This window comes from Streptomyces noursei, assembly GCF_016917755.1.
In the GTDB taxonomy this organism is placed as follows: domain Bacteria; phylum Actinomycetota; class Actinomycetes; order Streptomycetales; family Streptomycetaceae; genus Streptomyces; species Streptomyces yunnanensis.
The window spans coordinates 4078238-4100877 of record NZ_CP070326.1 but is presented as its reverse complement, the minus strand read 5'-3'; the positions used below and the strand labels follow the sequence as shown (position 1 = coordinate 4100877).

The 22640-nt window shown below is 71.6% G+C and carries 23 protein-coding genes; 15 read left to right on the top strand and 8 right to left on the bottom strand.

Translation table 11 applies throughout. The features are described 5' to 3' along the window. Positions 1-13: 13 nt before the first annotated feature. Entirely contained in the window at positions 14-1681 is a 1668-nt protein-coding gene (locus JNO44_RS18075) for a hypothetical protein (RefSeq protein WP_205365279.1), read from the bottom strand. A 142-nt stretch (positions 1682-1823) separates the two neighbouring features. Here JNO44_RS18075 and JNO44_RS18070 point away from each other — a divergent pair, with 142 nt between their 5' ends. Together JNO44_RS18070 and JNO44_RS18065 are read left to right on the top strand one after the other, a co-directional pair. Next, complete coding sequence (locus JNO44_RS18070) at positions 1824-2114, top strand: hypothetical protein (RefSeq protein WP_205365278.1); 291 nt, start codon at positions 1824-1826, stop codon at positions 2112-2114. 77 nt (positions 2115-2191) lie between these two features. After that, positions 2192-3703, top strand: coding sequence for a dihydrolipoyl dehydrogenase family protein (locus tag JNO44_RS18065; protein ID WP_240167576.1), 1512 nt, complete (start codon positions 2192-2194; stop codon positions 3701-3703). Positions 3704-3793: 90 nt separating this feature from the next. On the opposite strand, the gene JNO44_RS18060 is transcribed toward JNO44_RS18065, so the two are convergent. Beyond that, positions 3794-4270, bottom strand: a complete 477-nt coding sequence (locus tag JNO44_RS18060; RefSeq protein WP_073442424.1) for an SsgA family sporulation/cell division regulator — start codon at positions 4268-4270, stop codon at positions 3794-3796. Between the two features lie 240 nt (positions 4271-4510). Here JNO44_RS18060 and JNO44_RS18055 point away from each other — a divergent pair, with 240 nt between their 5' ends. After that, positions 4511-6028, top strand: coding sequence for an RDD family protein (locus tag JNO44_RS18055; RefSeq protein ID WP_205365277.1), 1518 nt, complete (start codon positions 4511-4513; stop codon positions 6026-6028). A gap of 105 nt (positions 6029-6133) precedes the next feature. Next, the gene (locus JNO44_RS18050; protein ID WP_205365276.1) at positions 6134-6910 is read left to right on the top strand and encodes an RDD family protein; all 777 of its coding nucleotides are present in this window, start codon (positions 6134-6136) and stop codon (positions 6908-6910) included. 46 nt (positions 6911-6956) lie between these two features. On the opposite strand, the gene JNO44_RS18045 is transcribed toward JNO44_RS18050, so the two are convergent. Continuing rightward, entirely contained in the window at positions 6957-7265 is a 309-nt protein-coding gene (locus JNO44_RS18045; RefSeq protein ID WP_205365275.1) for a hypothetical protein, read from the bottom strand. A 411-nt stretch (positions 7266-7676) separates the two neighbouring features. Between JNO44_RS18045 and JNO44_RS18040 the strand changes: the two genes are divergently transcribed. Together JNO44_RS18040 and JNO44_RS18035 are read left to right on the top strand one after the other, a co-directional pair. Then, positions 7677-10076 (top strand): immune inhibitor A domain-containing protein, encoded by a 2400-nt coding sequence (locus JNO44_RS18040; protein WP_205365274.1) that lies wholly within the window; start codon positions 7677-7679, stop codon positions 10074-10076. Between the two features lie 117 nt (positions 10077-10193). Continuing rightward, positions 10194-10550: a hypothetical protein gene (locus JNO44_RS18035; protein WP_102924184.1), complete on the top strand. Its 357-nt coding sequence runs from the start codon at positions 10194-10196 to the stop codon at positions 10548-10550. Between the two features lie 34 nt (positions 10551-10584). On the opposite strand, the gene JNO44_RS18030 is transcribed toward JNO44_RS18035, so the two are convergent. Together JNO44_RS18030 and JNO44_RS18025 are read right to left on the bottom strand one after the other, a co-directional pair. Further along, positions 10585-11181, bottom strand: a complete 597-nt coding sequence (locus JNO44_RS18030) for an isochorismatase family protein (protein WP_073442419.1) — start codon at positions 11179-11181, stop codon at positions 10585-10587. 135 nt (positions 11182-11316) lie between these two features. Then, complete coding sequence (locus tag JNO44_RS18025; protein WP_205365273.1) at positions 11317-12645, bottom strand: nicotinate phosphoribosyltransferase; 1329 nt, start codon at positions 12643-12645, stop codon at positions 11317-11319. A gap of 161 nt (positions 12646-12806) precedes the next feature. On the opposite strand from JNO44_RS18025, the gene clpS reads away from it, so the two are divergent. From clpS to JNO44_RS17985, 8 genes are all read left to right on the top strand, one after another. Then, positions 12807-13139 carry an ATP-dependent Clp protease adapter ClpS gene (gene clpS / locus JNO44_RS18020; RefSeq protein ID WP_205369997.1) on the top strand — a complete coding sequence of 111 codons (333 nt, stop codon included), beginning with the start codon at positions 12807-12809 and terminating at the stop codon, positions 13137-13139. Then, entirely contained in the window at positions 13136-13729 is a 594-nt protein-coding gene (locus tag JNO44_RS18015) for a DUF2017 domain-containing protein (RefSeq protein ID WP_073442417.1), read from the top strand. The genes clpS and JNO44_RS18015 overlap by 4 nt, the downstream gene beginning before the upstream one ends. 350 nt (positions 13730-14079) lie before the next feature. Further along, positions 14080-15522 carry an amino acid permease gene (locus JNO44_RS18010; protein ID WP_205365272.1) on the top strand — a complete coding sequence of 481 codons (1443 nt, stop codon included), beginning with the start codon at positions 14080-14082 and terminating at the stop codon, positions 15520-15522. A 147-nt stretch (positions 15523-15669) separates the two neighbouring features. Continuing rightward, the gene (locus JNO44_RS18005; RefSeq protein ID WP_205365271.1) at positions 15670-16095 is read left to right on the top strand and encodes a M67 family metallopeptidase; all 426 of its coding nucleotides are present in this window, start codon (positions 15670-15672) and stop codon (positions 16093-16095) included. Positions 16096-16269: 174 nt separating this feature from the next. After that, complete coding sequence (locus JNO44_RS18000; protein WP_189855820.1) at positions 16270-16452, top strand: putative leader peptide; 183 nt, start codon at positions 16270-16272, stop codon at positions 16450-16452. A gap of 158 nt (positions 16453-16610) precedes the next feature. Beyond that, positions 16611-16889: a MoaD/ThiS family protein gene (locus JNO44_RS17995; protein ID WP_205365269.1), complete on the top strand. Its 279-nt coding sequence runs from the start codon at positions 16611-16613 to the stop codon at positions 16887-16889. A gap of 1 nt (position 16890) precedes the next feature. Continuing rightward, positions 16891-17841, top strand: a complete 951-nt coding sequence (locus JNO44_RS17990) for a PLP-dependent cysteine synthase family protein (protein WP_067351082.1) — start codon at positions 16891-16893, stop codon at positions 17839-17841. Positions 17842-18208: 367 nt separating this feature from the next. Next, the gene (locus JNO44_RS17985; RefSeq protein ID WP_205365267.1) at positions 18209-18961 is read left to right on the top strand and encodes an MBL fold metallo-hydrolase; all 753 of its coding nucleotides are present in this window, start codon (positions 18209-18211) and stop codon (positions 18959-18961) included. 50 nt (positions 18962-19011) lie between these two features. On the opposite strand, the gene JNO44_RS17980 is transcribed toward JNO44_RS17985, so the two are convergent. The 3 genes from JNO44_RS17980 to JNO44_RS17970 form a co-directional block, all read right to left on the bottom strand. Next, positions 19012-19161, bottom strand: coding sequence for a hypothetical protein (locus JNO44_RS17980; RefSeq protein ID WP_205365265.1), 150 nt, complete (start codon positions 19159-19161; stop codon positions 19012-19014). Between the two features lie 105 nt (positions 19162-19266). Next, positions 19267-20478, bottom strand: a complete 1212-nt coding sequence (locus tag JNO44_RS17975; protein WP_272596647.1) for a PTS transporter subunit EIIC — start codon at positions 20476-20478, stop codon at positions 19267-19269. A 282-nt stretch (positions 20479-20760) separates the two neighbouring features. Next, entirely contained in the window at positions 20761-22095 is a 1335-nt protein-coding gene (locus JNO44_RS17970; protein WP_205365263.1) for a PTS transporter subunit EIIC, read from the bottom strand. A gap of 242 nt (positions 22096-22337) precedes the next feature. Between JNO44_RS17970 and JNO44_RS17965 the strand changes: the two genes are divergently transcribed. Then, positions 22338-22577 carry a PTS sugar transporter subunit IIB gene (locus JNO44_RS17965; protein ID WP_073442409.1) on the top strand — a complete coding sequence of 80 codons (240 nt, stop codon included), beginning with the start codon at positions 22338-22340 and terminating at the stop codon, positions 22575-22577. Positions 22578-22640 lie beyond the last annotated feature (63 nt).

Genomic DNA, 22640 nt, shown 5'->3' with positions numbered 1-22640 from the left:
GCCTGAGGGGCCGTCAGTTGTAGTGCTCCAGCGCGGCCCGCAGATGGTTCTCCGGGCCGCGCAGCAGCAGTGCGCGCAGTTCGCCCGTCGGGTCGCAGATGTGGACGTAGTCCTCGTCCTCGTCGTCCTCGTCGTCTTCCCAGTCCTCGTCCTGGTCCTCGTCCGGGGCGGGTTCGGGGGCCTGCACCATCGGGACGTCGTGGAGGTCCTCGGGGTCCTCGGGGGGCTGCGGGCGACACCGCCACAGGGCGCCGCACTCCCTGACCTGGACCTCGCCGAAGTACCAGGCGGCGCCGACCAGGAAGGGATCGTTCCGCGCGGCCGCTATCTCCTCGTAGGTGGCGAAGCGGCCGCGCACCAGGTCTTCCAGCCGGTCCAGGGACGCGGGGGAGAAGTCCCAGGCCGCCGTTCCGCCGCCCGCCGCGTCGGCCCAGGCGGGGAAGGCGGCGCGGCGTTCGGCCAGCCAGGTGTGGAGCCGGTGGTTGTTGCACCAGTCCGGCCCCGCGAGGTCGTCGGCCGCGGTCAGTGCCGCCAGTTCGGCCTCGGTGAGGGGCGGCAGGGCGGGCGTCGCCAGGTGTTCCGGGCGGGCCTGCGGCCACAGGGCCTCGGGCCAGGGCGGTGCCTCGGCGTACTCGCCGTGCGGGCGGGGATCGGGGAAGCGGTCCACGATCTCGTGCAGGTCCTTGCCGGCGACGGCCTCGCGCAGCATCGCCCAGGGGTGTGCGGCGTGGCCGTCGTGGCGGAGCCGCTGGCTGACGAAGGCGCTGCCGGTCCAGTGGTCGTCCGCCGCGTGCGGTGTGCCGGGCGGGGCGTCGGGGTCGACCTCGCGGTACTGCCACAGCGCGTCCTTCTTCTCGACGACGTAGTGGCCCACGTACCAGGCGGCCATGATCCAGAACCGTTCGTCCGCGACCCGGTCGTAGTCCTCGACCGTCCGGAAGTGCTTGCGCAGCAGCGCCTGCAGGGCGTCCAGGGACGCGGGGGCGAAGAGCCAGTGCTCCCGGCCGCCGGCCTCCTCGGCCCACCAGTGCAGGTAGTCGACCATGCGCTGGTTGCGCCAGCGCTCCGCGGCGCGGCAGGACGAGATGATCGAGCCGGTGTGCACCCACGGGGTGCGGACCCGCCGCGGCCACCACTCCGGGTGCTCCCGCTGCCGGTCCCGGACCGCCGCGCGCAGCAGGCGCACCGCCGTGGCCAGGACCTGCCCCGACTTCTCGCGCAGCGCCTGGCCGACGACGAGCAGCGGCACGACCGGCGGCAGGGCGAGGGCCGGGTCCGGGCGGACGACGGGCAGCCCGTCGGTGCCCGCGGTCGCGTCCCAGTCCCAGCGCCCGCCCGCCTCCTCCAGCAGCGTCTCGCCCAGGTAGGCCGCGACGGCCTCGACGTACAGCGCGTTGCCGTCGTCCTTGCCGTCGTCGTGCGAGCAGAAGCCGAGCAGCGCCTCCTCCAGCTCCGGCAGCGAACCGGCGGTGTACTCGTGCTCCCAGCCCTCGTGCATGAACTGCTCGTAGAAGAGGGTCATGACGTCGTGCAGGCGCGCGATCCAGAGGTGGAGCCGGTGGGCGGGCGAGCCCTCCGGGGCGTGTCTGCCCGCCAGGTAGTCGTGGTCCGCGGCGTGGTCGTGGGCCGCCGCGTGGTCGTGGTCCGTCGTGCGGACGTCGTGCGTCGTGTGGTCGTCCATCCCTGGGTCCCCCGTTCGGACATCGGTGGGGAACGACCTTAGATCACCAAGTCCGTTGATTTTCACGGGTGTCGGGGTGCGACGGCGGCGGGGGAGAGGCGGGGGGTCCTTCGCCCAGGTCAGGGACCGTAGGCTTCCTGGCATGGACACTACTTTCAGCGCCCTCGCCGTCTTCGTGCTCGCCGTCGCGGTGCTCGCCTCCGCCACCGACCGCCGTACGAAGCCGCTGGAGCGACGGATGGCGCGACTGGAGCAGAAGGTCGACCTGCTGATGGCCCACCTCGGGGTCGAGGAGGTCGAGGACCCGCGGATGGCCGAGGTCGACGCCCTGCTGGCGAAGGGCAAGACGGTCCACGCGATCAAGGTCTACCGCGAGGTGACCGGCGCGGGGCTGGCGGAGGCGAAGGAAGCGGTCGAACGCCGGATGCGGTGAGCCCGCGCCGGGAAGAGGATGGCCGTTAGGGCCGTGGGACCCCGGCCCACCCCATGCGCGGCAGGGAGCGAGCGTCGATGTCAGCGAACCGAGCGAGCGAAGCGACCCGGGCGACCGACGGCACGGAGACGGCCGGTGGAGGGGGGCCGGCCGGCGGCGACCGGGCCGCGCCCGACACCTACGACGTCATCGTGCTGGGCGGCGGGCCGACCGGTGAGAACCTCGCCGACCGGGTGCACGCCGCCGGCCTGAGCGCGGTGCTGGTGGAGCACGAGCTCGTCGGCGGGGAGTGCTCCTACTGGGCGTGCATGCCCAGCAAGGCCCTGCTGCGCCCGGTCACCGCCCGCTCCGAGGCGAGCCGGGTGCCGGGGCTGACGGACGCGGTGGCCGGGCCGCTGGACGCCCCCGCCGTCCTCGCCCACCGCGACGCGTTCGCCTCCTACTGGAAGGACGACGGGCAGGTCCGCTGGCTGGACTCCGCCGGGATCGACCTCGTACGCGGCCGGGGACGGCTCGCCGGGCCGCGGCGGGTGACCGTCGACGGCGGGCGGACGCTGATCGCCCGGCACGCGGTCGCGGTGTGCACCGGCAGCCGCCCGGTACTGCCGGACGTCCCCGGGCTGGCCGAGGCCAAGCCGTGGACCAGCCGCGACGCCACCAGCTCCAAGACGGTGCCGGGTCGGCTGGTGATCGTCGGCGGCGGGGTGGTGGGCGTCGAGATGGCGACCGCCTGGCGCGCGCTGGGCGCCTCGGTGACGCTGCTGGTGCGCGGCGACGGGCTGCTGCCCCGGATGGAGCCGTTCGTCGGGCATCTGGTCGCCGAGTCGCTGGCCGAGGCCGGGGTGTTCCTGCGGACCGGGACGGAGGTGCGCGAGGTGCGCCGGGAGGCGCCGGGCGGGCCGGTCACCGTCGTCCTGGGCCCCGGGGACGAGATCGTCGCCGACGAGCTGCTGATCGCGACGGGCCGCGCGCCGCGCACCGAGGACCTGGGGCTGGAGACCGTCGGTCTGACGCCGGGCGGTTGGCTGGAGGTGGACGACACCCTGCGGGCGACCGGCGTGCCCGGCGGCTGGCTCTACGGCGCCGGCGACGTCAACCACCGTGCCCTCCTCACCCATCAGGGCAAATACCAGGCCCGGATCGCCGGCGCCGCGATCGCCGCCCGGGCCCGCGGGGTGCCGATCCTGGAGTCCGACCGCTGGGGCGCGCACAGCGCCTCCGCGGACCGGCACGCCGTCCCCCAGGTCGTCTTCAGCGACCCCGAGGCCGCGGCGGTGGGCCTGAGCGCCGCCGCGGCCGAGCGGGCCGGGCACCGGATCCGCGTCGTCGACTACGACCTGGGCGCGGTGGCCGGTGCGTCCCTGTACGCCGATGGCTATCGCGGGCGCGCCCGGATGGTCGTCGACCTGGACCGCGAGGTGCTGCTGGGCGTCACCTTCGTCGGGCCGGGCGTCGGCGAACTGCTGCACTCGGCCACCGTCGCGGTCGCCGCTGAGGTGCCCGTCGAACGCCTCTGGCACGCGGTCCCCGCCTATCCGACGATCAGCGAGATCTGGCTGCGGCTGCTGGAGACGTACCGCGGCGACTAGGTCGTGTCGACCCGTGCTGCCGGCCGCCGGGCGGGGCCGGCACCGGGAGGCGTACCGGGGGAAGTGCCGGGGGGAGTGCGACGCCACCGTCTACGCCCCTGGCTCCGGGGACTCGTCCGCCGGCCAGGGGCCGTTCGGCCCGGCGTCGTCCCGGGAGGCCAGCGCGAACAGGGCGCTCAGTCCTTTGTCGATGCCCAGGTGCGTGCTCTCCGAGCCCGGCGGCACGATCCGCAGGGTGCGCTCCAGCCAGGCCGACACCGCGGCGGCCGGCGCCTCCAGCAGCGCGTCGCCGTCCGGCGAGCTCAGCGCCATGCAGACCAGGCTGCGGCCGTCCAGCTTCGTCGGCCAGACCCGTACGTCGCCCTCGCCGGAGGGCCGGAACACGCCCTCGACGAGCAGTTCGCGGGCGAACGTCCAGTGGACGGGGGCGTCCGACCCGACGTGGAAGGTGACGTGGACGGCATAGGGGTCATCCGTCCGGTAGGTGAGTCGGGCCGGCACCGGAATGCTTCGCTCCGGCGACAGGACCATGTTCAGTTCCAACTCTCGTTCCACCACGGTGTGCATCGTTTTCCGCCTCTCTCCGGCTCCTTGCGCGCGACCCTGCGCGGGCCCGCACCGGGAGAGAGCGGCTGGCGGCCGGACTCTTACACGACTTCGGAGAACTTTTTTCCGGGAGTTCCCCGCGGTTGCCGGGGCAGGGGAGGAACACGGTTACGACCCGGGGTCTGATAGATGTGGACGCCGCGTTGCGGCAGACTGCACCCCGACACCCACCAGGCCGAGAACAGATACGGGACTTCGGACATGAGCGCCCCTACCTCAGGATCCGCCGGCGGCAGCCCCACGCCAGGCTTCTACCCGGACCCGTCCATCCCCGGCTACATCCGGTACTGGAACGGTGCCGCGTGGGTGCCGGGCACCAGCCGCCCGGCCCCCGCCGAGGGCGAGCCGATGCCGGCGCCGCCGCCCGGCACGAACTCGGCGTCCCCCGCGCCCGCCGCCGTCGAGGAGACCGGCCCGGTGTTCCTGGACGAGGCGGACCCGGCCGGCTCCGGGGCCCGGGCCGTCCGCCCGCACGGCGACGGCCAGGCCCCCGGCGCGAGTTGGGACGACCCGGCGCGGTTGCACGGCGCCGGCCCGGAAGGGGCGACGTCCTGGCACGCCGACGCCTCCCGGCAGTCCGGCTTCGGCGAGGACGCCCGGATCTCCTGGGGCGCGCCCGGCCAGGCCCCCGCCGGCACGCCGGCCGGCGGCGCCTCCTGGGCCAACCTCCCGCCGCAGCGCGCCGCGGAGGGCGACCCCGCCGCGGCCGGTGACGCCCCCGCCCCGGCGCCGGACGCCCCGGCCGACGGGACGGTCACCATCCGCGCCGTCAACCCGGCGGGCCGCCGCGGTTCCGGCGATCAGGGGACGACCGCGATCCGCGCGGTGCGGCCCGGGAACCCGCCCGGGAAGGCGCCTGCCGGAGACCAGGGCACCACCGCCTTCCGCGCCGTCCGGCCGGACGCCGGCGAGGGTGGCCGCCCCGCCCCCAAGAACGAGACGATGGCCTTCCGGCTGCCGGCGGACGACCGGCCCACGTCCGGCCCGGCCGGCGGCGCCCCCCAGTCCCTGCCCGCCACCGGGGCACCGGCCGCGCAGCAGCCGGCCCCGCAGGCGGCCCAGTCGCCGGCCGCGCAGCAGCCGCCCGTGGCGCCACAGCAGCCGGCCGCCCCGGCGCCCGCGACCGGTTTCCCGCCGCAGGGCGGTGCCGCCGGCGACGACGGCGTCATCCCCTGGAAGCCGCCGTCCTCCGACGTCTTCTTCGCCGCGGCGCAGGCCGCGCAGGGCCATCCGGCGCCGCTCGGCCGCCGGTTGGCCGCCCGGCTGATCGACACCGTGGTGCTGGCGCTGATCACCCTCGCGGTGGCGCTGCCGCTGTGGTCCACGGTCACCGGCCACATCGACGCCAAGGTCGAGGCGGCCAAGCAGTCCGGCCGCCAGGTGACGGTGTATCTGGTCGACGGCACCACCGCGCCGGTCTTCCTCGCGATCCTGGCGGTCGTCCTGATCGGCGGCGGCCTCTACGAGGTGCTGCCGACCCTCAAGTGGGGCCGCACGCTGGGCAAGAAGCTCTGCGGCGTCCGGGTGCTGGACATCGAGAGCCACGACACCCCGGTGCTGGCGCAGGCCATCAAGCGCTGGCTGGTCTACAGCGTGCTCGGGGTCCTGGCGATCGGCGTGGTCAACGCCCTGTGGTGCGTGTTCGACAAGCCGTGGCGGCAGTGCTGGCACGACAAGCTGGCCCGCACCTTCATCGCCTCGGACGCGGCGTCCGACTGACCGTCACCCGGTCGTTGCCCGGGTCGTCACCCGCCCTGACGGCCCGGGTACCCCGATCGGACGTCGCCGGATGCGGGGCCCGCCGGCAAGGGGTCGACTCGGGCCATGAGTACCGACCAGCCCCGGCCCGGCCCCGGTGAACCGCCGGAGAACGACCCGTTCCTGAAGCAGCCGCAGGAGCCCCCGGCGGGTGGCGCTCCGCGCAACGGCTCCCCGTACGGCGCCGGCCCGGGCGCGGGCGCCCCGCCCCCCGGCGGCCCCCCACCACCGGGCGGCCCCCCACCGGGCACCCCTCCGCCCCCTGGTGGTCCTCCGCCCCCGCCGCCCCCGGGTGCCGGGCCCCCGCCGTCCTACGGCGGCGGCCCGTACGGCGGTCCCCCTGCGGGCGGTCCCTATGGCGCGGGGGAGTACGGCGCCGACCCGCTGGCCGGGATGCCGCCGCTGGCCAACCGCGGCAAGCGGCTGCTGGCCCGGATCATCGACGCGCTCCTCATCGGCATCCCGGTCGGCCTGATCATGAACGCGATCGTCGGCTGGGTGGACTACTTCAGCACCAGCAGCGTGGAGACCAGCAAGCAGGCGACGGTGTCCGGCGTGACGATGCTGGCGTATCTGATCTACGAGGGGCTGATGCTGACCAGCCGCGGGCAGACGGTCGGCAAGATGGCGATGCGGATCCGGGTCGCGATGCTCTCCGACGGCTCGATCCCGACCGCGCAGGCCGGTTGGACCCGGGCCGCGGTCTACACCCTGCCGGAGATCGTCCCGTGCTGCGGCTTCATCTTCTGGCTGGTCAACGTGTTGTGGTGCACCTGGGACAAGCCCTATCAACAGTGCCTGCACGACAAGGCGGCCCGGACCGTGGTGGTCGCCACGGACTGACACCCGTTGCCGGCAAGGGAGTTGACGGGGGTCGGATTCCCGCCGGTCAGCGGGTGTGCTCGCCGACCCGGGCCCCGGTCCGCTGCCGCGGCAGCTGCTCGGCCGGGGTCGGCACGGCCCGCAGCGGCGCGGGGGCCTCGGGGGCCACGGGGCTCCCGCCGCCCCGCCGCACCACCCGCGACATCCCCGGAATGGGCGCGGTCATCGCGACCAGCAACCCGAGCCCGAGGCCGGCCAGGGCGATGACCGCGACCCCGATCCCGGTCTGGGTCTGCGAGAGCAACAGCATCGCGAGGGTGGAGAGAAAGACGGTTGCCGAACCGTAGACGAGCTGGGTGGCGGTCGGACGAGGCATGGCGGAATCCGTCCTCGGAGGGTCGGCAGGGGGAGCGGGCGATCGGCGGCGCGCCACCGAACGAGCCTACGATCCCTTGTGCCCGAGGGGAACGCTAGGTAAGCGTGACCTAACCCACCGGTCCGGAGCACGGGGGCGCACGGGCCGGTCGCGGATCCTTCCGACAAGGCGCCCCGGGGGACATCCGGCCTGCTGACGGCGGGGGCGCATGCCCCTGGGGCATATCCACCCGCGCGGAGCCCGGGGTCGTCGGGCGATCCGGAAGCTATGGGTCCGCTGTCCGATACCTGTGAAAAGCAAGCCGGATAACGTACTTGGGCGTGCACACACACGTCAAGATCTGTCTTTTCTTCCCCACATCCGGTCGAATGCCCTCCAGTATTGGCCAGTTACTGGGGAGGGCTTCGCCAAGTGAGACACCACCGAAGACTGTTCGCAACGGCCGCCCTGGCCACGGCAATCGCCGCGACCGGGGCGGCCGTTCTCTCGACCGGGGCGGCCGCGGCCGACACCCCGCCGTCCGTCCGCTCCGCCGCCTCCGCCGTCCGCCAGGACCCGGCGCCCGAGCGGGCCGACGCCCACGACCTCAAGGGCCCGTTCAGCGACCGCCAGCGGGCGCAACGCACCGAGGCGCTCCAGCAGGTCATATCCGGCGACGCCAAGGCGACCGAGCGCGGCGGCTCCAAGGTCGTCAAGCTCGGCAAGGGCAAGTACGTCGAACTGGCCCGGGAGAAGACCGACAAGATCTTCACCATCCTCGTGGACTTCGGCGACAAGGTCGACGACACCACGATGTACGACCCGGACGGCGACGGCCCGCTGCCCCCGGTCAAGAAGTACGGCGGCACTCCCGGCCCGGCGCACAACCAGATAGCCAAGCCGGACCGCGCCAACGACAACAGCACCGCCTGGCAGGCGGACTTCAACCGGCAGCACTACCAGGACCTCTACTTCTCGCACGACAAGAAGAAGGAGTCGCTGGCCAAGTACTACGAGAAGCAGTCCTCGGGCCGCTACTCCGTGAACGGCCAGGTCTCCGACTGGGTCCGGGTCCCGTGGAACGAGGCCCGCTACGGCTCCAACTACTGCGGCTCCACCAACTGCCCCAGCGCCTGGGACCTGATCCGCGACGCGGTCAACCAGTGGGTCGCCGACCAGAAGGCCCAGGGCCGCACCGACGCCCAGATCAAGGCCGACCTCGCCCAGTACGACCAGTGGGACCGCAACGACTACAACCACAACGGCAACTTCAACGAGCCGGACGGCTACCTCGACCACTTCCAGATCGTGCACGCCGGTGAGGACGAGTCGGCCGGCGGCGGCGCCCAGAAGACCGACGCCATCTGGGCGCACCGCTGGTACGCGTACGGCACCGACGCCGGCAAGACGGGCCCCGCGGGCAACAAGGCCGGCGGCACCCAGATCGGCGACACCGGCTTCTGGGTCGGCGACTACACCATGCAGCCGGAGAACGGCGGACTCGGCGTCTTCGCCCACGAGTACGGCCACGACCTGGGTCTGCCGGACGAGTACGACACCACCGGCAAGGGCGAATCCTCGGTGGACTTCTGGTCGTTGATGTCCGCCGGCTCCTGGCTCGGCCGCGGCAAGGACGCCATCGGCGACCTGCCCGGCGACATGAGCGCCTGGGACAAGCTCCAACTGGGCTGGCTCAACTACGCCACCGCCAAGGCCGCCACGCCGTCCCGGCACACCCTGGGCGTCGCCGAGTACAACACCAGGAACAAGCAGGCGCTGGTCGTCGACCTGCCCGCGAAGAAGGTCACCACCGAGATCGTCAAGCCCGCCGAGGGTGCCACGCAGTGGTGGAGCGGCATGGGCGACGACCTCTCCAACACCCTGACCCGGACGGTGGACCTCACCGGCAAGTCCCACGCGGCGCTCACCCTCAAGGGATGGTGGGACACTGAGAAGGACTACGACTACGCCTATGTCGAGGTCTCCACGGACGGCGGCGCCAACTGGACGCCCCTGGACGGCACCGCGAACGGCGCGGCCCTGCCGCGCGACGCGTCCGGCAAGCCCGCGCTGACCGGCACCGTCACCGCCCCGCAGGACCTGGCCTTCCCGCTGGACGCCTACGCCGGCAAGAAGATCGGCCTGCGCTTCCGCTACCAGACCGACGGCGGCGTCGCGCAGAAGGGCTTCACCGCCGACGCCCTGACCCTCACCGCCGACGGCGCCACGCTGTTCACCGACGACGCCGAGCACGGCGACAACGGCTGGACCAGCAAGGGCTTCTCGCGGATCGGCGCGTCCTTCACCAAGGACTACCCGCAGTACTACCTCGCCGAGAACCGCCAGTACGTCTCCTACGACAAGACCCTCAAGTCCGGCCCGTACAACTTCGGTTGGAAGACCACCCGGCCGGGCTGGGTCGAGCACTTCCCGTTCCAGAACGGTGTGCTGATCTGGCTCTGGGACACCTCGCAGCGGGACAACAACGTCGGCGTGCACCCCGGCGTCGGGCGGATCCTCCCGGTCGACGCGCACCCGCGAGCCGAGCGCTGGGCCGACGGCACGCTGATGCGCAACCGCTTCCAGACCTACGACGCGACCTTCACCGGCGCCCGGACGGACGCCCTCACCCTCCACAAGGACGGTGCCACGGTGAAGATCGCGGCCAAGCCCGGTGTGCGGGTCTTCGACGACCGCCACGGCGTCTACTACGACAAGGCGAACCCGACCGGCGGGGTGATCGTTCCTGACACCAACACCAAGATCGCGATCGCCAAGGAGGCCGGCGACGGCTCCACGGTGATCCTCACGGTGGGCCCCGCGAGTAAGTAGAAAGTAAAAATCGCAGGTCACAGCGTTTTCGACCGCCGCCCCCTAGCGGGCGGCGGTCGATAGGCGTTTAGATGCGTCCTACAGTTCCTTGTTGACGCCGAGTCTCACGGGGGAGATATGACGATGACCAGAGGCGGCTTCATCAGGCTTCCGGGCGGAAGCGTGGTGGTCGCCCTCTCGCTGCCCAGGCCGGACCACGGCCCGCTCTGCGGGCCGTACGACGGCGGCTGCCGCATCCGGGTCCTGGTTCACGCGGTGAACCGCCAGCGCGCCCTGACCAGGCTGCGCAACCTCGGACTGCGGGCCGTCTACCTGCGCGGCAACACCGAGCCGCCGACGCCCGACGAGATCACCGCGGTGCTGCACCACCCCGACGGCCTGGTCTGGCGCGAGGCCCCCGACGACGAGACCGAGTCCTGGCACCCGATACGCGCCCTGCTGCGCCAGGGCACTCCCAGCCCGTCCGGCGTGTGAGGACGAGCGGCCGCCAGGGCGCGATACGAGACCGTCAGCCGCCGGCGACCACCGGTTTGCCGGTCAGCTCCGCGCCGGCGGCGCGCAGCTCCGCCAGGGCCGCCTCGGTGGTCTCCGCGGCCACCCCGGCGGTCAGGTCCAGCAGGACCCGAGTGGCGAACCCCTCGTGGACGGCATCCAGCGCGGTGGCCCGAACGCAGTGATCCGTGGCGATCCCGACCACGTCGACCTCGGTGACGCCCCGCTCCCGCAGCCAGCGGGCGAGCGGGGTGCCGTGCTCGTCCGTGCCCTCGAAGCCGCTGTACGCGGCGGCGTGGGCGCCCTTGGAGAACACCGCGTCGATCGCGCCGGAGGTGATGGCCGGCGCGAAGTTCGGGTGGAAGCCGCTGCCCTCGGTGCCCGCCACGCAGTGCACGGGCCAGGACGCGCGGTAGTCGGGGTGGTCGGAGAAGTGGTCGCCCGGATCGACGTGGTGGTCGCGGGTGGCCACGACGTGGCGGTAGCCGCTGCCGGCCGCGGCGCCCACCAGATCGGTGATGGCCGCCGCGACGTCCGCGCCGCCCGCCACCGCGAGGCTGCCGCCCTCGCAGAAGTCGTTCTGTACATCGACGACGATCAGTGCCCGGTGCATGGTGCGTGCCTTCCGGCTGGGGTTCGAAGGGGCGCGTGGCGTGGTGTGACCGAGGGTAGCCACTGCGGGCGCGCGGCGGGAGGGGGAGCGCGGTCCCGCCGCACCCACCCGCCGGCCGCCGCCCGCGCGGGCCGCTCAGACGAACTCGGTGGGCAGCACCGGCTCGCCGCGGGACAGCTGGGTGGCCGACAGCGGCAGCCCGGCGCGGGCCGCGATGTGCCGGCTGCGGGCCGCGTCCAGCGGCTCCCGGGCCACCACCTGGCCGCCGCTGACCAGCGGCACCTGGAGCAGCTGGTCGGTCAACTCGGCCGGCACCGGGCCGGTGCCGACCACCTCGGCCTCGGCCACCCCCTCCTCGTCCAGCCGGCGGGCCGCCCACTTGCGGCCGCCGACCGAGGACTTGGCGCCCATCGACTTCTTCGCCACCGGCCGCAGCGGTGCGCCCGGCTCGTTGCTGTCCGCCCGCGCGACCAGCTTGTAGACCATCGAGCAGGTCGGGTGCCCGCTGCCGGTCACCAGCTGGGTGCCGACCCCGTACGCGTCCACCGGCGCGGCGGCCAGCGAGGCGATGGCGTACTCGTCCAGGTCGCTGGTGACCACGATCCTGGTCTTGGTCGCGCCCAGCTCGTCCAGCTGCTGGCGCACCCGGTGCGCGATCAGCAGCAGGTCGCCGGAGTCGATCCGCACCGCGCCCAGGCCCGGTCCTGCCACCTCCACGGCGGAGCGCACCGCCTCGGTGACGTCGAAGGTGTCCACCAGCAGCGTGGTCCCGCTGCCCAGGGTCTCCACCTGCGCGGTGAAGGCGTCCCGTTCGCTGTCGTGCAGCAGGGTGAAGGCGTGCGCGCTGGTGCCGACCGTGGGGATGTTGTAGCGGAAGCCGGCCGCCAGGTCCGAGGTGACGTGGAAGCCGCCGACGTACGCGGCGCGGGCCGCGGCCACCGCGGAGAGCTCGTGGGTGCGCCGGGCGCCCATCTCCATCAGCGGGCGGTCGCCGGCCGCCACCGCCATCCGGGAGGCGGCCGCGGCCACCGCCGAGTCGTGGTTGAGGATCGACAGGATCACCGTCTCCAGCACCACCGCCTCGGCGAAGGTGCCCTCGACGCGCATGATCGGCGAACCGGGGAAGTAGACCTCGCCCTCCGGGTAGCCCCAGATGTCGCCCCGGAAGCGGTAGTCGGCCAGCCAGTCCAGCGTCGGCCCGTCGAGGATGCCGCGCTCCCGCAGGAAGCCCAGGATGGTGTCGTCGAAGCGGAAGTTCTCCACCGCGTCCAGCACCCGCCCGGTGCCGGCCACCACGCCGTAGCGGCGGCCCTCGGGCAGTCGCCGGGTGAAGACCTCGAAGACCGACCGCCGGTCCGCGGTGCCGGACCGCAACGCGGCCTGCAGCATGGTGAGTTCGTACTGGTCGGTGAAGAGCGCAGTCGACGGCACGGCCACCGGCAGCCCCAGGTCTGCTGTGTTCATGAGGAAGATGCTACCCCCAATACTCGTCACTTTGACGATAGTGGGTCCGGGCGGCCCCCGGGGCCCGCGGCGCCGCGCCGGTGCGACCCACGTCAGGGCCGTTTGTGCGTCTGCCGTCCGCGGGTGGCAGCATGGGCCCTGTGAGCGCCCACCCGTCACCCATCAGCACCCTCCGGCCACACCGCGGCACCCTCAGCGTGCCGGTCGAGATCGAACGTCCGGAGACCAGTGAGGCCCCCTTCGCGGTGCCGGAGCCCGACGTCCCGTGGGTCACGATCGTTCACAACGACCCCGTGAATCTCATGAGCTATGTCTCCTACGTCTTCCAGACGTACTTCGGCTACTCCAAGGACAAGGCGCACCGGCTGATGCTCGACGTCCATCACAAAGGCCGCGCGGTCGTCTCCAGCGGCACCCGAGAAGAAATGGAACGCGACGTGCAGGCCATGCACGGCTACGGCCTGTGGGCGACCCTCCAGCAGGACCGCGGATGACCGGCCGGTTCGAACCGCTGCCCGGAGGCGGCGCGGCGGCCCCGCTCGACGAGGCCGAGATCTCCATCCTGCGCAGCCTCGCCGTCCAACTCCTGGAGCTGATCGGCCCGGGCGAGGAGCCCGCCGGCAGCGACGAGGACGCCATGCTGGCCGCGCTCTTCGCCGAGGGCCCCAGTGAGCCGCCGTCCGATCCGGTGCTCGCCCGCTTCTTCCCGGACGCCTACGGCGGCCCCGACCTCGTCCCGGACGACGACGTGCGCGCCGCCTCCGCCGAGTTCCGCCGCTACACCGAGAACGACCTGCGGGACCGCAAGCGCTCGGACGCCCTGGCGCTGGTCCATGCGCTGAACGCGCTGTCGGCCGAGGGGGGCGGGGCGGTGCTGCGGCTCAAGCCGGACGAGTGCCGGCAGTGGCTCGGCGCGCTCAACGACCTCCGGCTGGCCATCGGCACCCGGCTGGAGGTCACCGACGAGGACGACGGCGGGGAACTGCTGCGGCTGCCGGACAGCGATCCGCGCAAGCCGATGGTGCTGGCCTACTTCTGGCTGGGCGGGCTCCAGGAGACGCTCGTCGAGGCGCTGACGGGCTGACCGGCGGGCCGCCCGGCGGCTCCGGCGCGAACGGGGGCGCGGGGGCCGAGCCTTTACCCCGCGTTCGCTCAGCGGATGCTCAAATCCGGATAACGATCGCGTTACTGGACCCGTGTGGTGTGTTGTAGATTTCTCCCTTTGTCCTGATTTACCTGTGCGTTGGCTCACGGCATCCCTGGTCGATCTCCGTCAGGCCGTGATAAATGTTCTCGACCTGCCGTCAGCGACGCCACCCCTGTCGCTGCGGGAGCGCTGGGCCGGCCGACCGTCGGCGTGCAGGAACTCCATCCGGGGGGATCGGGACCCGATCCGGAAAGAACCGGGTCGGTATGGAGAAAGGCGCACCACTCATGACCTCTGTGCAGGTCGACAAGAATCACGACGGCAACGAGGCCGCTGGCAAAGCCCCCGAAGAGGGCTACCAGCGGGGTCTGGGCAATCGCCAGATCCAGATGATCGCCATTGGTGGCGCCATCGGTACCGGTCTGTTCCTCGGAGCAGGCAAGGCCATTTCCAAGGCCGGACCGAGCATCATCCTGGCGTACGCCATCGTCGGTCTGGTCATCTTCCTCATCATGCGGGCGCTGGGCGAACTGCTCATGTACCGGCCCGTCTCCGGCTCGTTCTCCGAGTACGGCCGGGAATTCCTCGGCCCGTTCATCGGATTCGTCACGGGCTGGACGTACTGGCTCTTCTGGGTCGTCACCGGCATCACCGAAGTGACCGCCGCGGCCACCTATGTCCAGTACTGGAACGAGGGCATACCTCAATGGGTGTCCGCACTGGTCTTCACCGTCGCGCTCTTCGGCATCAACCTGATCTCGGTGAAGATCTTCGGTGAACTCGAATTCTGGTTCTCGATGGTCAAGGTCACCGCGATCATCGGCATGATCCTGATCGGCCTCGGCGTCATCACCCTCGGCTTCTCCAAGGCCGGCGACACCGCGTCGTTCAGCCTCCTGTGGAGCCACGGCGGCTTCTTCCCCAAGGGCATCGGCGGCACGCTGATGACGCTGCAGATCGTGATGTTCGCCTTCCTCGCCGTCGAACTCGTCGGCGTCACCGCGGGCGAGGCGAACGAGCCGAAGAAGGTGCTCCCCAAGGCCATCAACACCGTGCCGTGGCGGATCGGCCTCTTCTACGTCGGCGCGCTCATCATCATCCTGTCCGTCGTCAGCTGGACGGCCTTCAAGCCGGGCGTCAGCCCGTTCGTCGCCGCCTTCCAGCAGATCGGCCTGCCGGCCGGCGCGGGCATCGTCAACTTCGTCGTGCTGACCGCGGCGCTGTCCTCGGCCAACTCCGGTATGTACTCCACCGGCCGGATGCTGCGCGACCTGGCGCTCAACGGCCAGGGCCCCAAGATCTTCACCCGGCTCAGCAAGACCGGCCTGCCCACCTGGGGCACCGGCATCTCGGTCGCGCTGATGCTGTTCGGCGTCTACATCAACTACCAGTGGCCCGGTGACGCGTTCAACTACGTCGTCTCCTTCGCCACCATCTCCGGTATGTGGGCCTGGATCGTCATCCTGCTCTCCCAGCTGCGCTACCGGGCCAAGGCGAACCGCGGCGAGCTGCCGCAGTCCGAGTTCAAGGCCCCCGGTGCCCCCTACACCTCGATCTTCGCGCTGGCCTTCATCGCCATGGTGATCGTGATGATGGGCATCGACCCGGACACCCGGATCTCGCTCTACGCGGCCCCCCTGTGGGCGCTCATCATGGCCGTGGGCTACCTGGCGATCAAGCGCCGGGACAGCGCGCAGCTGACCCCCGTGGAGCCGGCCGAGAAGGGCTGACCCCCGGGACGCCCGGCGGGAAAACCGCCGGCTGTCCAGCATTCGGGCCCGCGCGTACCACTTTTCGGTACGCGCGGGCCCGCCCACCGGTTTCCCACCACCACCCTTGCCTGAGTGCTCCGCACGCACCTCCTTATCCTTGGCCGCATGCTGACCCTCACCAAGGCCCTGCACGACCAGATCGTCGCGCACGCCCGCCAGGACCACCCCGACGAAGCCTGCGGCGTGGTCGCGGGCCCGGCCGGCAGCGGCCGGCCCGAGCGGTTCATCCCGATGCTCAACGCCGCCCGCTCGCCCACGTTCTACGAGTTCGACTCCGCCGATCTGCTCAAGCTCTACCGCGAGATGGACGACCGGGACGAGGAACCGGTGATCATCTACCACTCGCACACCGCCACCGAGGCGTACCCCTCGCGCACCGACATCTCCTACGCCAACGAGCCCGGCGCGCACTACGTCCTGGTCTCCACCGCCGACGCCGACGACGCCGGCCCCTTCCAGTTCCGCTCGTTCCGGATCGTGGACGGCGAGGTCACCGAGGAAGAGGTCCGGATAGTCGAGAGCTACGCCTGACCCGTGGCGGACCTCATGCCGGATCCGCTCTGCGGCCGTGACCTGGGCATTCGCCCCCGGGTGCGGCATGCGCGGCGGACCGGGCCGGTGCCCCGTCCCACCTGGTGTGCAGCGGCCGACCGGATCCTGAGACGGGGTTCCAGAACCCGGACCGGGAATCGATACGATGACCGCATGGTTGACCGTGTCGTGTGCGGAGTGAGCGAGCAGAGGCCGGGTGTGCTGTCGCACGCCCCGCTGGCCACGCGCCGCTCCGCCTCCGCCCTTCTGGGCGCCTTCGGCGGCGGAGCCGCGCGACTGCACGTCGACCTGTGCCGCCTCTCCAGCGCCATCTGTCCGCGCTGCGCCGCGCGCTGACCGTCGCCGGCCCGCGGCGCCACGCCGCTCCCCGCGGTGCCCCGCGCCGTTCCGGCGCGCCGCACCGCCCGCATCCCCGCACCGCCGCGGCGCGCCGCCGACGCACCGCCCGCACATCGCCCCGCCACCGCACCCCGAACTCCGACAGGAGCACTCCCATGGCCATCGAGGTCCGCATCCCGACCATCCTGCGCAGCTACACCGACGGCCAGAAGGCCGTCGAGGGCAGCGGCGAGACCCTCGGCGAGCTCTTCAGCGACCTGGAGAGCCGGCACACCGGCATCCGCGAGCGCCTGGTCGAAGGCGAGCAGCTGCGCCGCTTCGTCAACGTCTACCTCAACGACGAGGACGTGCGCTTCCTGGAGGGCATCTCCACCAAGCTCGCCGACGGCGACAACGTGACGATCCTGCCCGCCGTGGCCGGCGGAAAGAGCTGACGTGCGGTACGACTCCCCGCTGGCGGCGGTCGGGAACACCCCTCTCGTCCGCCTCCCGCGCCTCTCCCCCTCCGAGGACGTCCGCATCTGGGCGAAGCTGGAGGACCGCAACCCCACGGGCTCCGTCAAGGACCGGCCCGCGCTCCACATGATCGAGCAGGCCGAGAAGGACGGCCGGCTCACCCCCGGCTGCACGATCCTGGAGCCCACCAGCGGCAACACCGGCATCTCGCTCGCCATGGCGGCCAAGCTCAAGGGCTACCGCATCGTCTGCGTGATGCCCGAGAACACCTCCTCCGAACGGCGCGAACTGCTCGCCATGTGGGGCGCCGAGATCATCTCCTCGCCGGCCGCGGGCGGCTCCAACACCGCCGTGAAGGTCGCCAAGGAGCTCGCCGCCGAGCACCCCGACTGGGTGATGCTCTACCAGTACGGCAACCCGGACAACGCCGGCGCCCACTACGCCACCACCGGCCCCGAGATCCTCGCCGACCTGCCCTCGGTCACCCACTTCGTGGCGGGCCTGGGCACCACCGGCACCCTGATGGGCGTCGGCCGCTATCTGCGCGAGCACGTCCCCGGCGTGCAGATCGTCGCCGCCGAACCCCGCTACGACGACGTCGTCTACGGCCTGCGCAACCTCGACGAGGGCTTCATCCCCGAGCTCTACGACGAGTCCGTCCTCACCACCCGCTTCTCCGTCGGCTCCGAGGACGCGGTCCGCCGCACCCGCGAACTCCTCGCGACGGAAGGCATCTTCGCCGGCATCTCCACCGGCGCCGCGCTGCACGCCGCCCTCGGCGTCGCCCGCAAGGCGGTCCGCGCCGGCGAGTCGGCCGACATCGTCTTCGTGGTCGCCGACGGCGGTTGGAAGTACCTCTCCACCGGCGTCTACACCGCCGAGTCGACCGAGGCGGCGATCGCGACGCTGCACGGGCAGCTCTGGGCATAGGCCCGCCCCCCCGAAGGGGTGGCTTCCGGCGTCCGCCGGAGCCACCCCTTTGCGCTTCGCCGGGCCGCCGCCGGACACGCCCCGCGCGGCGCGGGCACGGCGGACTTTCCGCCCACCGGAAGCCCGGTGCACGGCCGCCCGCCGAACCCCCACCCGGACTGGTGATTCCGCCCACAGCTCGCCCCACCAAAGGCGTCACACGCCCCTTCGCGCCTTACGCTCGGGGGCACCGCACCGACTGCCAAGGACCCGGCAGCAGCCCGGCACGGCACCGCCGGGACCACCACCCCCAAGGGGAGCCGCCGGCTGCCGCCCTCCCCCAGCTACCGCTGGGAGGTGCCCCCAGCCCACGGAGGTTCACGCCCGCATGAAGCTCACCGTCGTCGGATGCTCGGGGTCGTTCCCCTCCATGGAATCGGCCTGTTCGAGCTACCTCCTGGAGGCCGACGGCTTCAGGCTGCTCCTCGACATGGGCAACGGCGCCCTCGGCGAGTTGCAGCGCCACTGCGGTCTCTACGACCTGGACGCCGTGCTCCTGTCGCACCTGCACGCCGATCACTGCATCGACCTGTGCGGCTACTTCGTCGTCCGCTACTACCGGCCGGACGGCGGCCGCTGCGCGCCGATGCCGGTCTACGGGCCGGCCGGCACCGAGCGCCGGCTGACCGCCGCGCACGCCGACCTGCCGCACGAGGCGGCGATGAGCGAGGTCTTCGACTTCCGCACGCTGACCCCCGGCACCATGACCATCGGCCCGTTCACCGTCCACACCGAACGGGTCAGCCACCCCGTCGAGGCGTACGGCTTCCGCATCGAACACGGCGGCCGCACCCTGACGTACTCCGGGGACACCGGCCCCTGCGCGGCGCTGGAGCGCCTCGCCGAGGGCGCCGACCTCTTCCTGTGCGAGGCGTCCTTCACCCACGGCAAGGAGGACATCCCCGACCTCCACCTCAACGGGCGGGAGGCCGGCGAGCACGCCCGGCGGGCCGGCGCCGGCCGACTGGTGCTCACCCACATCCCGCCGTGGACCGACCCGGACATCAGCCTCCGCGACGCCCAGAAGGTCTACGACGGGCCGGTCGAGGTCGCCAAGGCCGGCGCGGTCTACGAGATCTGACCCGGGCCCGGATCGAGGCGGGCCGGCAACTGCCGCAGGTGGCCTGCACCTCACCGGTCGGTCATCGAACCGCCGCGGGCGAACGGGTTGAGCGACGGGGCGTAGATCGCCTGGCACCGGTGCTTCGAGAGCCGCGGCTTGGTCCTGCCCTCGCCGGAAGCGGCGGCGGCTTCCTCGGTGGTGAGCGCGGTGCACTTCATGTCACGAAGTGCAAGCCGGGAAGTTGGTGTCGGCGGAGGAAAAAAACCGGGTTCCCCTTCCGATGCGGAAGGGGAACCCGGCGACGAACGGGCGGAGAGTACCGGTTACTTGGACTCGGCCTTCTGCAGTTCCGCCAGCTCCTCGTCGGACTCACGGCCCGGCGTGGGGATGTTGAATTTGGTGATCGCGAAGCGGAAGACCACGTAGTACACCGCGGCGAAGCACAGACCCACCAGGGCCAGGCCCCACGGGTTGGAGGCGATGCCCAGGTTGAGCAGGAAGTCGATCGCGCCGGCCGAGAAGCCGAAGCCGTCCTTCATGCCCAGCGCCCACGTCAGGGCCATCGAGACACCGGTGAGCACCGCGTGGATCGCGTACAGGACCGGGGCGATGAACATGAACGTGAACTCGATCGGCTCGGTCACGCCGGTGATGAACGCGGTGAGCGCGAGCGAGAGCATCATGCCGCCGACGACCTTGCGGCGCTCGGGGCGGGCGCAGTGCACGATCGCGAGGCAGGCGGCCGGCAGCGCGAACATCATGATCGGGAAGAAGCCGGTCATGAACTGGCCGGCCGACGGGTCGCCGGCGAGGAAGCGCGCGATGTCGCCGTGCTTGCCGTGGTAGTCGCCCGCCTGGAGCCACGGGAAGGAGTTCAGCAGGTGGTGCATGCCCACGGGGATCAGCGCGCGGTTGGCGACACCGAAGATGCCCGCGCCCGCGGCGCCCGAGCCGACGAGCCATTCGCCGAAGTTGTGCAGACCCGCGCCGAGCACCGGCCAGATGAGACCGAAGACGATGCCTATGCCCAGGCCCGCGAAGGCCGACAGGATCGGCACCAGCCGGCGGCCGCCGAAGAAGCCCAGCCACTCGGGCAGCTTGGTGCGGTAGAAGCGCTGGTAGAGCAGCGCCACGGCGAGGCCCATCACGACACCGCCGAGCACACCGGCGTTGACCGGCGCCTCGTTCATGACGATCTTGCCGTCCACGACGGCGGCGACCTTCGGCAGGTTCTTGTCGGTGAAGGTGGCGAGCACCTTCTGGAAGACGAGGTAACCCGTCACCGCGGCCAGGGCCGTCGAGCCGTCCGACTTCTTCGCGTAGCCGATCGCGATGCCGACGGCGAACAGCAGCGGCATGTTGTCGAGGATCGCGCCGCCGCCGGCGGCCATATAGCCGGCGATCTTGGTGATGACGGTCGGGAACGAGTCCCGGCCGAGCATGTCGTTGTTGCCGAGGCGGACGAGCAGGGCGGCTGCGGGCAGCACGGCGACCGGCAGCATCAGGCTGCGGCCGATGCGCTGCATGACAGCCATCGCGCCGGAACCCTTCTTTTTCTTCTCGGCCGCGGGGACGGCAGTGGCCGTGGACACAACTTCCTCCAGTGGACAAGGCGCCGCCTGGACGAAGTGGTGGGGGACGGCGGCGTCTCGGGGGGACACGGCCAGACCGGCCGCAGGTCTACACCACACACGAGGTGGTGTAGACCTGTTGTAGCACGGCGAAGGCACCGCAAGGAACCTGCGATCGGGCACCGACCGGGCCTCCCCGCACCGGATGCCGTGGAGCCGACCGGCCTCGCGCTTTCCGGGTGAGCGCTACTTCACGTTCTCCCGCTCCATCGCGTCCCCCACCTCGTCCGGCTCCCGCCCCGGGGTCTGAAGATCGAACCTCGTGATCACGAAACGGAAGACGACGTAGTAGACCGCCGCGAAACACAACCCGATCGGAATGAGCAACCAGGGCTTCGTCGCCAGCCCCCAGTTGATGACGAAGTCGATCAGACCGGCCGAGAAGCTGAAGCCGTCGTGCACCCCCAGCCCCCAGCTCACCGCCATCGACACCCCCGTCAGCACCGCGTGCATCACATACAGCGCCGGCGCCACGAACATGAACGCGTACTCGATCGGCTCGGTGATGCCGGTGACGAACGACGTCAGGCCGACCGACAGCATCATCCCCGCGATCTCCTTACGGCGATGCGGCTTCGCGCAGTGCGTGATCGCCAACGCCGCGGCCGGCAGGGCGAACATCATGATCGGGAAGAAACCGGTGGTGAACTGGCCCGCCGTCGGATCGCCCGCCATGAACCGGTTGATGTCGCCGTGCACCACCGTCCCGTCCGGCTTGGTGAAACTCCCGAACTGGAACCACAACGGAATGTTCAGGAACTGGTGCAGCCCCACCACCAGCAGCGCACGGTTCGCCACCCCGAAGATCCCCGCACCCCCCGCACTCAGCGCCGTCAGCCACTCGCTGAAACGCATCAGCCCGTCACCGATCGGCGGCCAGACGAACAGGCACAGCACCGCGAAGACCAGCCCGACGAAGGCCATGATGATGGGAACCAACCGGCGGCCGTTGAAGAAGCCCAGCCACGCCACCAGCTGCACCCGGTGGAAACGCTGCCAGAGCCAGGCCGACAGGAAGCCCATCACGATGCCGCCGAAGACCCCCGGATTCTGGAACGCCGCCTGGGTCACCTTCGCGGACGTGTCCACGCACACCCCGGTCCACTGACCGGCCTGGGTGTACTTCTGCCCGACGGCGCAGCTCGCCGGGAACGCGTGCAGCACCGAGTAGTAGACGAGGAAACCCGTCACCGCCGCCAGCGCCGTCGACCCGTCCGCCTTCTTCGCCATCCCGATCGCCACACCGATGCTGAACAGCAGCGGCAGCCCCAGCCCGGAATCCAGCAGCGCCCCGCCCGCCCCCGCGAACACCTTGGCGACGTTCCCCCAGTGCAGCCCCTTGTCGCCGAAGACGTCCGGCTGACCCAGCCGGTTCAAGATGCCCGCCGCCGGCAGCACCGCGATGGGCAACTGCAGGCTGCGGCCCATCTTCTGCAGCCCCTGGAAGAGGCCCGCCGCCCGGATCTTGATCGGCTTCGCCGGGCCCTTCCCCGGCGCCGTGCCCGCTGCGTCCGAACTCATCCGCGCCCTCCGCGCCCTGTGCGCACTCCACGGGGTCCCGGCGCCGACCCGGCGGCGCCCGGCCCGCCGCTTGCCGCATACTGGTGGTGTAGACCATTTGTCGGAGGGGGCCTTCCGGACACCCCCTCCGACGATCGCCATCCTTCGACAGATTGCGGTCAAACGCCCGCTGAAGTGGGCCAAACGTGCGTTACCGTGTGAAAACCGAGCGGCGGAACCGCCGACGGCCGAGACAAGCAGGAGTGGACATGGCCACCAAGGCTGAGAAGATCGTCGCCGGGCTCGGCGGACTCGACAACATCGAAGAGGTCGAGGGCTGCATCACCCGACTCCGCACCGAGGTCAACGACGCCTCCCTCGTCGACGACGCCGCCCTCAAGGCCGCCGGCGCCCACGGCGTCGTGAAGATGGGCACCGCCATCCAGGTCGTCATCGGCACCGACGCCGACCCGATCGCCGCCGAGATCGAAGACATGATGTGAGCCACCACTCATGACGCGCGCATGACCTGCGCACACGCGCACGCGAGGTGCCCCGCACCCGCG

Bases quoted from the DNA above. Each gene is read 5' to 3' on its own strand.
- JNO44_RS18045 (WP_205365275.1), bottom strand. From the start codon at position 7,265: ATGCCTCGTCCGACCGCCACCCAGCTCGTCTACGGTTCGGCAACCGTC.
- JNO44_RS18035 (WP_102924184.1), top strand. From the start codon at position 10,194: ATGACGATGACCAGAGGCGGCTTCATCAGGCTTCCGGGCGGAAGCGTG.
- JNO44_RS17980 (WP_205365265.1), bottom strand. From the start codon at position 19,161: ATGAAGTGCACCGCGCTCACCACCGAGGAAGCCGCCGCCGCTTCCGGC.
- JNO44_RS18065 (WP_240167576.1), top strand. From the start codon at position 2,192: ATGTCAGCGAACCGAGCGAGCGAAGCGACCCGGGCGACCGACGGCACG.
- JNO44_RS18070 (WP_205365278.1), top strand. From the start codon at position 1,824: ATGGACACTACTTTCAGCGCCCTCGCCGTCTTCGTGCTCGCCGTCGCG.
- JNO44_RS17995 (WP_205365269.1), top strand. From the start codon at position 16,611: ATGGCCATCGAGGTCCGCATCCCGACCATCCTGCGCAGCTACACCGAC.
- JNO44_RS18030 (WP_073442419.1), bottom strand. From the start codon at position 11,181: ATGCACCGGGCACTGATCGTCGTCGATGTACAGAACGACTTCTGCGAG.
- JNO44_RS18025 (WP_205365273.1), bottom strand. From the start codon at position 12,645: ATGAACACAGCAGACCTGGGGCTGCCGGTGGCCGTGCCGTCGACTGCG.
- JNO44_RS18000 (WP_189855820.1), top strand. From the start codon at position 16,270: ATGGTTGACCGTGTCGTGTGCGGAGTGAGCGAGCAGAGGCCGGGTGTG.
- JNO44_RS18005 (WP_205365271.1), top strand. From the start codon at position 15,670: ATGCTGACCCTCACCAAGGCCCTGCACGACCAGATCGTCGCGCACGCC.
- JNO44_RS18075 (WP_205365279.1), bottom strand. From the start codon at position 1,681: ATGGACGACCACACGACGCACGACGTCCGCACGACGGACCACGACCAC.
- JNO44_RS18050 (WP_205365276.1), top strand. From the start codon at position 6,134: ATGAGTACCGACCAGCCCCGGCCCGGCCCCGGTGAACCGCCGGAGAAC.
- JNO44_RS18055 (WP_205365277.1), top strand. From the start codon at position 4,511: ATGAGCGCCCCTACCTCAGGATCCGCCGGCGGCAGCCCCACGCCAGGC.
- JNO44_RS17975 (WP_272596647.1), bottom strand. From the start codon at position 20,478: ATGGCTGTCATGCAGCGCATCGGCCGCAGCCTGATGCTGCCGGTCGCC.
- JNO44_RS18010 (WP_205365272.1), top strand. From the start codon at position 14,080: ATGACCTCTGTGCAGGTCGACAAGAATCACGACGGCAACGAGGCCGCT.
- JNO44_RS18060 (WP_073442424.1), bottom strand. From the start codon at position 4,270: ATGCACACCGTGGTGGAACGAGAGTTGGAACTGAACATGGTCCTGTCG.
- JNO44_RS17970 (WP_205365263.1), bottom strand. From the start codon at position 22,095: ATGAGTTCGGACGCAGCGGGCACGGCGCCGGGGAAGGGCCCGGCGAAG.
- JNO44_RS17985 (WP_205365267.1), top strand. From the start codon at position 18,209: ATGAAGCTCACCGTCGTCGGATGCTCGGGGTCGTTCCCCTCCATGGAA.
- JNO44_RS18015 (WP_073442417.1), top strand. From the start codon at position 13,136: ATGACCGGCCGGTTCGAACCGCTGCCCGGAGGCGGCGCGGCGGCCCCG.